Origin of the sequence: Burkholderia sp. 4NA327C6, from assembly GCF_005502655.1 — a bacterium.
Taxonomy (GTDB): domain Bacteria; phylum Pseudomonadota; class Gammaproteobacteria; order Burkholderiales; family Burkholderiaceae; genus Burkholderia; species Burkholderia contaminans.
In genome coordinates, this window is sequence record NZ_SCNZ01000006.1 from 1 (window position 1) to 12,439 (window position 12,439).

Below are 12,439 nucleotides of genomic sequence, written 5' to 3' on the forward strand. Positions count from 1 at the left end.
ATCTCGGTGCCTTTTTCGGCGGCCAGCTGCTTGAGCCGGATCGCCGCCGACAGCCCGGCGGGGCCGCCGCCGACGATCACGACGTCGTATTCCATCGATTCGCGCGGGCCGTATTGCTCGATGAGGCTTGCGGGGGTCATTGGCGTTCCTCTAACCGTTAGAATGCTTTTATTCGGGAGCGTATTGTCTGCGAAACGAAACGCTTGCCGCAACAGCATGCGGCTAGATTAGCACGATCGTTCTATTTTCGTGCTAGGGTAATGCCGCTCGGGCTGTGCTGCCCGTGGCGGCGAAACGACATCGAAAGGGGAAGTGCAAATGGGTCGGTCGATCAATCTGGAAGGCAAGGTTGCGCTGGTCACGGGCGCGTCGAGCGGCCTCGGGCAGCGCTTTGCGCAGGTGCTGTCGCAGGCCGGTGCGAAGGTCGTGCTCGCGAGCCGTCGCGTCGAGCGCCTGAAGGAGCTGCGTGCCGAGATCGAGGCGGCGGGCGGCGCCGCGCACGTCGTGTCGCTCGACGTCACCGACGTCCAGAGCATCAAGGCGGCGGTCGCGCACGCGGAGACGGAAGCCGGCACGATCGACATCCTCGTGAACAATTCGGGCGTGTCGACGATGCAGAAGCTCGTCGACGTGACGCCGGCGGATTTCGAGTTCGTGTTCGATACCAATACGCGCGGCGCATTTTTCGTCGCGCAGGAAGTCGCGAAGCGGATGATCATGCGCGCGAACGGAAGCGGCAACGGCAAGCCGCCGTGCCGGATCATCAACATTGCGTCGGTGGCCGGCCTGCGCGTGTTTCCGCAGATCGGGCTGTACGCGATGAGCAAGGCCGCGGTCGTGCAGATGACGCGCGCGATGGCGCTCGAATGGGGGCGCCACGGGATCAACGTCAACGCGATCTGTCCGGGCTATATCGATACCGAAATCAATCATTACCTGTGGGAAACCGAGCAGGGCCAGAAGCTGCAGTCGATGCTGCCGCGCCGGCGCGTCGGCAAGCCGCAGGATCTCGACGGGCTGTTGTTGCTGCTCGCGGCCGACGAGTCGCAGTTCATCAATGGCTCGATTATCTCCGCCGACGACGGCTTCGGCCTCGCCTGAGCGGATGACATTCAGCAACAAAGAAGACTGCAATGAGCGATTATTCACCCGTTTTTGAGATGTCGATGCCGATCCGCTGGGGCGACATGGACGCGTTCGGCCATGTGAACAACACGGTCTATTTCCGCTACATGGAGCAGGCGCGGATCTCGTGGTTCGAGGAACTCGGCATCGCCGGCGGCAACGGCGAGGGGCAGGGGCCCGTCATCGTCACCGCGTCGATGGAGTTTCTCAAGCAGCTGCACTATCCGGGTGACGTGATCGCGAGGATGTCTGTTGCAAAACCTGGCCGCAGCAGCTTCGACACCGGTTTCGAGCTGACGCGCGCCGACGATCCGCAGCACCTCTATGCGCGCGGCAAAGCGCGCTGCGTGTGGGTCGACTACGCGCTCGGCAAGTCGGTGCCGCTGCCCCAGTTGCTGCGCGACACGATCGAGCGCGCGCTCGCGGCGAAGATCGGCTGAGCGCCGATACGGCGAGGCCGGCACCAGCTCGCCGGGGTATGTCATGCCCGTCGTTTCCCGAATCGGCCGCCCAGTGCGGCCGATTGCCATTCGGGCGCCGTCAGTCACTGCCCGAGCAGGCGCTGCAGCAGTTCCGGCGTATTGTTGGTCCCGTACTTGCGCATCAGCCGTGCGCGGTAGATGTCGACCGTGCGCGAGCTGATGTCGAGCACCCGCCCGATCTGCTTGCTGGTCTTGCCGGTCGCGAGCTGCGCGGCGATCTCGCGCTCGCGTGGGGTCAGTTCCACGGCGACCCGGCGCGTCGCACTCAAATCCTCGAAAGTCCACACGCCCGCCGCCAGCGGCGCGGTGCGGTCGAGTGCGCGGCCGGTGACGTGGCACCAGAACAGCTCGCCGTCCGCCCGCTTCATGATTCTGTCATCCGAGTAGATGCCGTTCGCAGCCATCAAGCGCGCGATCCGTTCGCCGATGCGCTGGAATTCGTCCGTCGACGGGTACAGCACCTCGTACGATTTCCCGATCAGGTCGGCCCGCGCGCAGCGGAAGATCGACGCGAGCGCGTCGTTGCAGTCCTCGATCACGCGGTCGCGCGACAGGACGAGGCCGAGCGGCGCGAGGTGGAAGGCAGTCTGGTAATCGAGAGCGGGCATGGCGCGGGCAAGCGGAGGCAAACGCTTATGTATTTTTGCGTATTGTGCCGCATCCGCGCCGCATCGTACCCTTTCAGGCATCTCGTGGCGGTTGGCCGCGACATAAAAACAGCGCGCCTCGACGCAGGCATCGCCGTGCATGCATAGAATGATGCGGCGGGCTTGCGGGCCACGTGGGCGCGTGAACCGGTTTCGCTGGTTTCCATAGAGGAAGGGACAACTGATGAACAAAGTCTATCCAAGCGCGGCTGCCGCGCTGGAAGGGATCGTCCGCGACGGACAGACCTTCGCGGTGGGCGGCTTCGGCCTGTGCGGGATTCCGGAGGCACTGATCGCGGCGTTGCGCGATTCGGCCGTCAAGGGCATCACCTGCATCAGCAACAACGCGGGCGTCGACGGTTTCGGCCTCGGCCTGCTGCTGGAAACGCGCCAGATCAAGAAGATGATCTCGTCGTACGTCGGCGAGAACAAGGAGTTCGAGCGCCAGTACCTGGCCGGCGAACTCGAGCTCGAGTTCACGCCGCAGGGCACGCTCGCCGAAAAGCTGCGTGCGGGCGGCGCGGGCATCCCGGCGTTCTTCACGAATACCGGCTATGGCACCGTGATCGCGGAAGGCAAGGAAACGCGCCAGTTCGGCGATCGCCACTACGTGCTCGAGCCGTCGCTGACGGCCGACGTCGCACTCGTGAAGGCCTGGAAGGCCGACAAGTCCGGCAACCTGGTCTTTCGCCGCACCGCGCGCAACTTCAACCCGATGTGCGCGATGGCCGGCAAGATCACCGTCGCCGAAGTCGAGGAGATCGTCGAGAACGGCGAACTCGACCCGGACCACATCCACACGCCGGGGATTTTCGTGCAGCGCATCGTGCTGAACGCGACGCCCGAAAAACGCATCGAACAACGCGTCGTACGCGCGAAAGGAGACTGACATGGCCTGGAATCGTGACCAGATGGCCGCGCGCGCGGCGAAGGAACTGCAGGACGGCTTCTACGTGAACCTCGGCATCGGCCTGCCGACGCTCGTAGCGAACCACGTGCCGGAAGGCGTCGAGGTGTGGCTGCAGTCGGAGAACGGCCTGCTCGGCATCGGCCCGTCGCCGACCGAAGACGAAGTCGACGCCGATCTCATCAACGCCGGCAAGCAGACCGTCACGACGCTGCCGGGCTCGTCGATCTTCTCGTCGGCCGATTCGTTCGCGATGATCCGCGGCGGCCACATCAACCTCGCGATCCTCGGCGCGATGCAGGTCAGCAAGCAGGGCGACCTCGCGAACTGGATGATCCCCGGCAAGATGATCAAGGGGATGGGCGGCGCAATGGATCTCGTCGCCGGCGTGAAGCGCGTGGTCGTGTTGATGGAGCATGTCGCGAAGGGCGACCAGCACAAGATCCTCGAGGAGTGCAACCTGCCGTTGACGGGTGTCGGCGTGGTCGACCTGATCATCACCGATCTCGGCGTGATCGAGGTGACGCCGAACGGCCTGAAGGTCCTCGAACTCGCCGATGGCGTGAGCGTCGACGAAATCAAGGCGAAGACGGGCGCACCGCTCGACGTGAGCGCGGTGGGCTGAGTCTTTCGGCTCGAAGCGATTCGCCCCGCATGCCGGCAGGCATGCGGGGCGTTTTCGTTTCCGGGCTGCAGCAGCAGTTCTCCGGAGGTTGCGGCGGACGCGTCAGACGGCAGCCTGCAACGACGCGACGCTGCGCCCGGTTGCCGGCGTGTCGTCATCAGCGTCGGGCGAATCGAGTTGCAACGCATGAAACAGGAAGCGTTGCAGCGTTGCGGCCGCGGACGTGCGGTCGCCGGCATCCGCATGGCTGAACAGGCCGAAGTCCGCGGCAGGCGGCGTGGGGAGCCCGGCGGCCTGAGGGTCGAGCACGCGCATCGTGTTGCCGCGCACGTTCCGGTCGAGCAGCACCGCGACGCCGAGGCCGGCTTCGACCGCCGACTGGATGGCCGACAGGCTCGTGCTCGTGCAGACGACGCGCCACGCGAGCCCGGCTTCACGCAGCGCCGTGAACAGCTTCTCCTGCCACGGGCACGCGCCGCCGAATGCGACGATCGGCAAGGGTTCGTCGCGCGGCAGTGCGTCCTGAGCACGCGCGGCGGCCCAGCGAAGTGGATGCCGCCAGGTGGCGAGCGGTTCGGCCCGGATCAGTGCGGGGTCGCCGATGACGAAGTCGAGCGTGCGGGTTGCGAGCCGCTGCGACAGCGCGGGGCTCGTATCGACGACGATCTCGAGCGCGACGCGCGGAAACGAGGCTGCGAACTGCCGTAACGCATGCGGCAGATGGCCCACGGCGATGTCCTCGAGGATGCCGAGCCGGACAGTGCCCGAGATGTCGCCGGCGTTGAGCGCGGCACGCGCGGCGAGCCCGACGTCGAGCAACCGGTGCGCATAGGGCAGCAGTACGCTGCCGGCAGCCGTCGGCTTCACGCCGCGCGGCGAGCGTTCGAGCAGGCGCTGTCCGACTTCGTCCTCGAGTCGGCGCAGCGCCATGCTGACGGCCGCCTGCGTGCGATGTAGTACCGTTGCCGCATCGCTGACGCTGCCTGTTTCGACCACCGTCACGAACGTGCGCAGCAGCGTGGTGTCGAGATCGCGGGTCATCAATTTTCCTGATGCGGGCATAAAAATTAGCAGCTTATATCAAGCGCGCGAGCGCGGTTAGCATCGTCGTGTCATCGATCTGGAGCGCCTGAATGAGCGACGAAATGAGCACTGCACGACCGAAAGACGCCGAGCGCGCGGCCCCGTCGTTTGCGCATGCGGTCGCGCCGTTGCTTGCCGTTGCGTCGATGTGCAGCGTGCAACTCGGCGCCGCGCTGTCGCGGCCGGCGACGATCGAGTACGGTACGCTCAGCACGACCTGGTTGCGGCTTTGCTTCGCAGCACTCGTGCTGGCGATCGTCGTGCGGCCGCCGCTCCATACGTATTCCCGGCAGCGCTGGATCGCGGCGATCGCGCTCGGCGGTGCGATGGTTGCGATGACGCTGTGCTTTTTTGCGGCGGTCAGGCGTGTGCCGCTCGGGCTGGCCGTTGCGATCAACTTTCTCGGGCCGCTGGCGGTCGCCACGTTCGGCGTGCGCAAGCCGGCGATGCTGGTATGGCCGGTGCTCGCGCTGACGGGCGTGCTGCTGTTGGCGCGGCAGGACGGCATGTGGGTGGCGACGCCGGCCGCGCTGATCTTTCCGGTCGGTTCAGCGCTCGGCTGGGCCGCGTACATCCTGCTGATGAAACGCGTCGGCACGCTGTTCGACGGGTTGCAGGGGCTCGCGACATCGCTGATCGTGGCCGCGCTCGTGACCACGCCGTTCGGGCTCGCGCAAAGCGGCGGCCATCTGCCGGCCCTGCAACTGATCGATGCCGCGTATCTGGCGGTGCTGGTCCCGCTGTTTCCCTACGTGCTCGAACTGATTGCGCTGCGGCGGATGAGCGCGTCGGCATTCGGTATCCTGATGAGCGCCGAGCCCGCGATCGCGGCGGCGATCGGCTTCGTCGTGCTGGCCCAGCCGATGGGGGCGCTGCAGATTGCCGGCACGCTGTGCGTGGTCGGCGCGAGCATCGGCGCGGTCGTGCAGAAGTGAAGATGAAGTCGCCAGGACGTTCTGGCCATGACAAACCAGCGCAAGGAAGTTGTGTTTGCGACGTCGTGCCGGCAGCCGCGCCATCTTTTCGCCGTCAGTTGTGCGATCTGAACGACGAGGTGGCGCGCTTCAGCGCGTGAGAGCGTGTGCGTCGCGTCGGCATCGCCCCGGCGCGGTGGCGTCCTGGTGCTGCCCGAGCCGGCCGACAACCGGTTTGTCGGGGCCCACGTCGTGCGACACCGTCGTGCCGAAGCGTGATCGGATCTTCGACGCGGCTTTCGCAAGGTTCCGTTGTTGCGGTACGTCGGGGAGCGAGATCGCGCAGGCGACCGGTGCGACGCTGCGCGGCTGCCGTTACACACTGGCCGACGCTGCGGTGCCGAGTCGTCGGGGCCGACCGCGCGACCGTTGGGCGGCAGCGCCGCTCGCGACGGCATGGGCGAGGCAGGCGAGCGGTGAGAGGCGCAGTCTGTTGCCGTCCGCCGGTTTCTGTCTCCCCGGTCGCGCCCGCGGGCTCCCGATTCACCGGTGCCGCGCGCGAATCGGGCGCCTGCGGGCGCGACGAACCGACTCGTGATCCGGAACGGGTTTACAATCGATTGCGTCCCCGCCCACCGTTCGGGCCGGGCCGGCGCACGTCATCGCGTCGCACCGCACCGTTCGACAGGATGCCTCCGATGCCCACTTCTTCCGTGAATTCCCCGATCCCCCGCCAGCGGCGCGTGCAATGCGCGAGCGCGGCCGGCCTTCACCACGTCGCCTATACCGAATGGGGGAATCCCGCGAATCCGCGCGTGCTGGTCTGTGTGCACGGGCTGACTCGCTCCGGGCGCGATTTCGACCGGCTTGCCGCCGCGCTGTCCGATACGTATCGCGTCGTCTGTCCCGATGTCGCCGGGCGTGGCCGGTCCGACCGGCTGGCCGATCCGCGGCTCTATGCGATTCCGCAGTACGTGGCCGACATGGTGACGCTGATTGCACGGCTCGACGTCGAATCGGTCGACTGGTTCGGCACGTCGATGGGCGGCCTGATCGGCATGGCGCTCGCCGGGCTGCCCGGGTCGCCGCTGCGCCGGATGATCGTCAACGACGTCGGCCCGCGCATCGAGCCCGATTCGCTGACGCGCATCGGCGAATACCTCGGCGTGCAGCCGCGCTTTGCGACCGAACAGGAGGGGATCGACTATCTGACGTCGCTGTCGCTGCCGTTCGGTGCACTGAGCGCCGATGAGTGGCGCGAGATCAACGGGCCGTTGCTGCACGAACTGCCCGAAGGCGGCTGGACGATGCGCTACGACCCGCGTATCGCCGAGCCGTTCAAGGCGACGACGCCCGAACTGGCCGCGCTCGGCGAGGCCGCGCTGTGGCGAGCGATCGAGACGACGGACGCATCGGTGCTCGTCGTACGCGGCGAGACATCCGACTTGCTGTCGCGCGAGACGGCGGCCGAAATGGTCCGCCGCGGCCGGCATGTGACGCAGGTCGAGATTCCGGGCGCGGGCCACGCGCCGGCGTTCGTCAGCGCCGACCAGATCGCGCTCGCGCGGCGGTTTTTCGTCGAAGGCGACGCATAAACGCGTCATAATATGTGGTTCGGCGGCACGCGGGCCGTGCCGCCGCCCGAATCTCCCTCTACTCACGACCGGAACATTCCATGGCAGTCATTCGTCATCACGTCGGGGCCCGTCTCTCCGAAACCGCGATCCATAACGGTACCGTGTATCTGGCCGGCCAGATCGCCGAAGACACCACGCAGGACATCCGCGGCCAGACGCGCGAAGTGCTCGGCCACATCGATCGCCTGCTGGCCGAAGCGAACAGCGACAAGGCGCATCTGCTGTCGGTGCAGATCTACATCTCGGATCTCGCGAACTTCGAAGGCATGAATGCGGAGTGGGACGCATGGGTCGCGCAGGGCAACACGCCGCCGCGTGCCACCGTCGAGGCGAAGCTCGCGGATCCGGCGCTGCTCGTCGAGATCGTGGTCGTCGCTGCGCAGCGGAGCTAAACGTAACCCGACGATGATCGCATTCCGGCAGGCCGTGCAATGACCGAACCCGTTTCCGCTTCTCCCGTCGCGGCGCCGTCGTTCGACGACGTGCTCGCGTTCGTGCGCGAGCGGGCCGGCGACGTGCGCCTGTCGTCGGGCGAGCTGCTCGCCGATCACTCGGCGGGCACGGCGTCGATCATGCGCACGCTGAACGTCGATCCGTCCGCGATGCAGGCGGCCGCGCTGTTCGTGCTGACGCCGCACCTGAGCGACCCCGAGCGCGAGCTCACCGAGCGTTTCGGCGACGAAGTGGCGCGGCTCGTGTCCGACGTGCGCAAGCTGTTGCGGCTCGGCACCGTCAGCCTGCGTGCCGCGCAGAACGCGGGGGCCGATGCCGGGCGCGATGCGGCCGAAGAGCGGCGCACGCAGATCGAGGCGCTGCGCAAGATGCTGCTTGCGTTCGCGCAAGACATCCGCGTGGTGCTGATCCGGCTCGCGTCGCGCTTGCAGTCGCTGCGCTACTACGCGGCCGCGAAGATCGACCCGCCGCCCGACGTCGCGCGCGAGACGCTCGAGATCTATGCGCCGCTCGCGAACCGGTTGGGTATCTGGCAACTGAAGTGGGAACTCGAGGATCTCGCGTTCCGCTTCGAAGACCCCGTCACCTACAAGCGGATCGCGAAGCTGCTCGACGAGAAACGCATCGAGCGCGAAGCGTACGTCACGCAGGCGATCGACCGGTTGCAGCAGGAGCTGGCGGACGCGCACATCCAGGCCGACGTGAGCGGCCGGCCGAAGCATATCTACAGCATCTGGCGCAAGATGCGCGGCAAGGAACTCGACTTCTCCGAGCTGTACGACGTGCGCGCGTTTCGCGTGATCGTGCCGGACATCAAGGATTGCTACGCGGTGCTCGGCATCGTGCATCACCTGTGGCAGCCGGTGCCGAAGGAATTCGACGACTACATCTCGCGGCCGAAGCCGAACGGCTACAAGTCGCTGCACACGGTCGTGATCGGCGACGACGGCCGCGCGTTCGAAGTGCAGATCCGCACGCAGGAGATGCACCGTTTCGCCGAGTACGGCGTCGCCGCCCACTGGCGTTACAAGGAAGCCGGCGCGCGCGGCTACGGCGGCCAGTTCTCGGCAAGCGACAAGTACGACGAGAAGATTGCATGGCTGCGCCAGCTGCTCGCGTGGAAGGACGACGTCGAGGACGGCGCGGAAAAGTCGGGCGACAAGGCGTGGGCGCAATTGCGCGAGACGTCGCTCGACGACGATCACATCTACGTGCTGACGCCGCAGGCGCGCGTGATCGCGTTGCCGCAGGGCGCGACGCCGGTCGATTTCGCGTACCACCTGCACAGCGAGCTTGGGCATCGCTGCCGTGGCGCACGCGTCGACGGCGCGATGGTGCCGCTCAATACGCCGCTTGCAAACGGCCAGACGGTCGAGATCGTCGCAGTGAAGGAGGGCGGGCCGTCGCGCGACTGGTTGAACCTGCAGCTCGGCTATATGAAGAGCCCGCGCGCCCGTCAGAAGGTGCGGGCGTGGTTCAACTCGATCGAGCAGGAAGAAAACGTCGCGCATGGCCGCGCGCTCGTCGAAAAGACGCTGCAGCGCGAAGGCAAGACGTCGGTCAGCCTGGACAATCTCGCTGCGAAGCTCGGCTTCAAGTCGCCTGAGGAGCTGTTCTCGGTCGTCGGCAAGGAAGAGTTCAGCCTGCGCAATGTCGAGCACGCGCTGTCCGATGCGCCGCCGCCCGAACCGGTGCCCGAGGCGCCTGCCGATTTCGAGAAGCGCAGCAGTGGCGCGAGCGTGGCGCATGGCGCGTCGACCGGCGTGCTGGTCGTGGGCGTCGACGCGCTGCTGACCCAGCTCGCACGCTGCTGTCGTCCGGCGCCGCCCGACCCGATCAGTGGATTCGTCACGCGCGGCAAGGGGATGTCGATCCACCGCACCGATTGCCCGACGTTCCGCCGGATGGTCGAGCGTGCGCCGGAGCGCGTGCTGCAGACGACCTGGTCGGCCGACGTGCTCGGTGGGCGCGGTGCGTCCGTCTATCCGGTCGACCTGATGATCGAAGCGAGCGACCGGCAAGGATTGCTGCGCGACATCTCCGAAGTGTTCGCGCGCGAGAAGATGAATGTGGTCGGCGTGAAGACGCAGAGCCGCCGCAATGCGGCATTCATGCAGTTCACGGTCGAGGTGTCGAACTCGGCGCAGGTGCAGCGCGCGTGTACGTTGCTTGGTGAGGTGCAGGGCGTCGTGCGGGCGGGGCGGAAGGCGTGATGTGGGGTTCGAACACCGTTATTTTGCTGCGATCGCATAAAAATCCTTGCCAAGCGGGTATCGGCTCCATATAATCTTAGCTTCACTAGGCTCGTAGCTCAGCTGGTTAGAGCACCACCTTGACATGGTGGGGGTCGTTGGTTCGAGTCCAATCGAGCCTACCAACGAATTGAGAATGCCCGGTCTTCGGGTGTTCGATGCAGCAAATAACTCAACGCGAACAAGGCGAATACGGTTATGACACCGCGAACGTTGACCGAAACTTTTTCGGAGCGACGCTAGTCGAGGAACCCTTTCGCCCTTTCAGTTTGAGTGAAGTATCGAATGCGGCCCCTCGAAAGCGGGGCCGCATTTTTTTTGTCGCGAAATTTTCCTGCGTGATTTTTACGTCGCGCACCTGGTCTGCCGCCCACTGTCGGCATCACGGAGATTGCTATGGTTTCGATACGCTTGCCTGACGGCTCAGTTCGACAATACGAGCATCCGGTGACAGTTGCCGAGGTTGCAGCCTCGATCGGTCCCGGCCTTGCGAAGGCTGCGCTTGGTGGCAAGCTCGATGGCGAGCTCGTCGATACGTCGACCGTGATCGACCGCGATGCGTCGCTCGCGATCGTGACCGACAAGGATGCCGATGGCCTCGACATCATCCGTCACTCGACGGCGCACTTGCTCGCGTATGCGGTGAAGGAGCTGTATCCGGACGCGCAGGTGACGATCGGCCCGGTGATCGACAACGGTTTCTATTACGACTTCTCGTACAACCGCCCGTTTACGCCCGAAGATCTGGAGAAGATCGAAAAGCGCATGCAGGAGCTCGTGAAGAAGGACGAGCCCGTGACGCGCCGTGTCGTGTCGCGTGACGAAGCGGCGGGCTACTTCCGCAGCATCGGCGAGAAGTACAAGGCCGAGATCATCGAATCGATTCCGCAAAGCGACGAAATCAAGCTGTATTCGCACGGCGGCTTTACCGATCTGTGCCGCGGCCCGCACGTGCCGTCCACCGGCAAGCTGAAGGTCTTCAAGCTGATGAAGGTCGCGGGCGCGTACTGGCGCGGCGATTCGAAGAACGAGCAGCTGCAGCGCATCTACGGCACGGCCTGGACGAAGAAGGAAGACCAGGACCAGTACCTGCACATGCTCGAGGAAGCGGAAAAGCGCGACCACCGCAAGCTCGGCAAGCAGCTCGACCTGTTCCACATGCAGGAAGAGTCGCCGGGCATGGTGTTCTGGCATCCGAAGGGCTGGGCGCTGTGGCAGCAGGTCGAGCAGTACATGCGCCGCCGCGTGAACGAAGCCGGCTACCTCGAGATCAAGACGCCGATGATCATGGACCGCTCGCTGTGGGAGGCGTCGGGTCACTGGCAGAACTACCGCGAGAACATGTTCACGACGGAGTCGGAGAAGCGCGACTACGCGATCAAGCCGATGAACTGCCCGGGCCACGTCCAGGTGTTCAAGCACGGCCTGCGCTCGTATCGCGACCTGCCGCTGCGTTACGCGGAATTCGGTTCGTGCCACCGCAACGAGGCGTCGGGCGCGCTGCACGGCCTGATGCGTGTGCGCGGCTTCGTGCAGGACGATGCGCACATCTTCTGCACGGAAGACCAGTTCATCTCGGAATCGATCGCGTTCAACACGCTGGCGATGAGCGTGTACAAGGACTTCGGTTTCGATCACATCGACATCAAGCTGTCGCTGCGCCCCGACCAGCGTGCGGGTACGGACGAGACGTGGGATCGCGCCGAGCAGGGCCTGCGCGACGCGCTGACGGCCTGCGGCCTCACGTGGGAAGAGCTGCCGGGTGAAGGCGCGTTCTACGGTCCGAAGATCGAGTACCACATCAAGGATGCGCTCGGCCGTTCGTGGCAGTGCGGCACGCTGCAGCTTGATATGGTCCTGCCGGAGCGCCTCGGCGCCGAGTATGTCGCGGATGACAGCAGCCGTCGCCGTCCGGTGATGCTGCACCGGGCGATCGTCGGTTCGATGGAGCGTTTCCTCGGCATTTTGATCGAGCACCATGCTGGTGCGATGCCGGCCTGGCTCGCGCCGTTCCAGGCAGTTGTGCTCAATATCGCCGAAAGTCAGGCCGAATATGCGCAATCTCTGGCCCAATCGTTGCAAAAACAAGGGGTTAGGGTGGCGGCAGATTTGCGCAATGAGAAGATTAGCTATAAAATACGCGAGCACACGCTGGAAAAGGTGCCTTATCTCCTCGTCGTGGGGGACAAGGAGCGTGATGCGCAAACGGTAGCCGTGCGTGCCCGTGGCGGCGTCGATCTTGGCGTGATGCCGGTCGAAGCCTTCGTTGAGCGTCTGCAGGAAGACCTGCGCTCGTTCAAGTAACCGCCCTGGC

12 protein-coding genes and 1 tRNA gene are annotated in these 12,439 nt (G+C 65.4%); 10 read left to right on the plus strand and 3 right to left on the minus strand.

Translation table 11 applies throughout. The annotated features are described in order from the left end of the window. Positions 1-212, minus strand: a 212-nt coding sequence (locus FFS49_RS07810) for an FAD-binding protein (RefSeq protein ID WP_249362210.1), incomplete at its 3' end; no start/stop codon positions are given. Between the two features lie 106 nt (positions 213-318). On the opposite strand from FFS49_RS07810, the gene FFS49_RS07815 reads away from it, so the two are divergent. Continuing rightward, the gene (locus FFS49_RS07815; protein WP_011351770.1) at positions 319-1,101 is read left to right on the plus strand and encodes an SDR family oxidoreductase; all 783 of its coding nucleotides are present in this window, start codon (positions 319-321) and stop codon (positions 1,099-1,101) included. A 32-nt stretch (positions 1,102-1,133) separates the two neighbouring features. After that, entirely contained in the window at positions 1,134-1,565 is a 432-nt protein-coding gene (locus tag FFS49_RS07820; protein WP_039371398.1) for a thioesterase family protein, read from the plus strand. 104 nt (positions 1,566-1,669) lie between these two features. Here FFS49_RS07820 and FFS49_RS07825 read toward each other — a convergent pair whose 3' ends face one another. Then, positions 1,670-2,215: a LuxR C-terminal-related transcriptional regulator gene (locus FFS49_RS07825; RefSeq protein WP_105816710.1), complete on the minus strand. Its 546-nt coding sequence runs from the start codon at positions 2,213-2,215 to the stop codon at positions 1,670-1,672. 223 nt (positions 2,216-2,438) lie between these two features. Between FFS49_RS07825 and FFS49_RS07830 the strand changes: the two genes are divergently transcribed. Next, a complete protein-coding gene (locus tag FFS49_RS07830; RefSeq protein ID WP_039371404.1) occupies positions 2,439-3,143 on the plus strand; it encodes a CoA transferase subunit A in 705 nt (234 codons plus the stop codon). A 1-nt stretch (position 3,144) separates the two neighbouring features. Continuing rightward, a complete protein-coding gene (locus FFS49_RS07835) occupies positions 3,145-3,786 on the plus strand; it encodes a CoA transferase subunit B (protein ID WP_039371406.1) in 642 nt (213 codons plus the stop codon). Positions 3,787-3,888: 102 nt separating this feature from the next. Here FFS49_RS07835 and FFS49_RS07840 read toward each other — a convergent pair whose 3' ends face one another. Beyond that, positions 3,889-4,827, minus strand: a complete 939-nt coding sequence (locus FFS49_RS07840) for a LysR substrate-binding domain-containing protein (RefSeq protein ID WP_137910193.1) — start codon at positions 4,825-4,827, stop codon at positions 3,889-3,891. Between the two features lie 92 nt (positions 4,828-4,919). Between FFS49_RS07840 and FFS49_RS07845 the strand changes: the two genes are divergently transcribed. The 6 genes from FFS49_RS07845 to thrS all read left to right on the plus strand — a co-directional run bounded on the left by FFS49_RS07845 (position 4,920) and on the right by thrS (position 12,429). Beyond that, positions 4,920-5,804, plus strand: coding sequence for an EamA family transporter (locus tag FFS49_RS07845; RefSeq protein ID WP_105816708.1), 885 nt, complete (start codon positions 4,920-4,922; stop codon positions 5,802-5,804). A gap of 677 nt (positions 5,805-6,481) precedes the next feature. Further along, positions 6,482-7,378, plus strand: coding sequence for an alpha/beta hydrolase (locus tag FFS49_RS07850; protein ID WP_105816707.1), 897 nt, complete (start codon positions 6,482-6,484; stop codon positions 7,376-7,378). A gap of 80 nt (positions 7,379-7,458) precedes the next feature. Further along, entirely contained in the window at positions 7,459-7,812 is a 354-nt protein-coding gene (locus tag FFS49_RS07855; protein WP_027784253.1) for a RidA family protein, read from the plus strand. 39 nt (positions 7,813-7,851) lie between these two features. Next, positions 7,852-10,086 (plus strand): bifunctional (p)ppGpp synthetase/guanosine-3',5'-bis(diphosphate) 3'-pyrophosphohydrolase, encoded by a 2,235-nt coding sequence (locus tag FFS49_RS07860; RefSeq protein WP_105816706.1) that lies wholly within the window; start codon positions 7,852-7,854, stop codon positions 10,084-10,086. A gap of 87 nt (positions 10,087-10,173) precedes the next feature. Further along, positions 10,174-10,250, plus strand: a tRNA-Val gene (locus tag FFS49_RS07865). Positions 10,251-10,521: 271 nt separating this feature from the next. Then, the gene (gene thrS, locus FFS49_RS07875) at positions 10,522-12,429 is read left to right on the plus strand and encodes a threonine--tRNA ligase (protein ID WP_105816705.1); all 1,908 of its coding nucleotides are present in this window, start codon (positions 10,522-10,524) and stop codon (positions 12,427-12,429) included. Positions 12,430-12,439 lie beyond the last annotated feature (10 nt).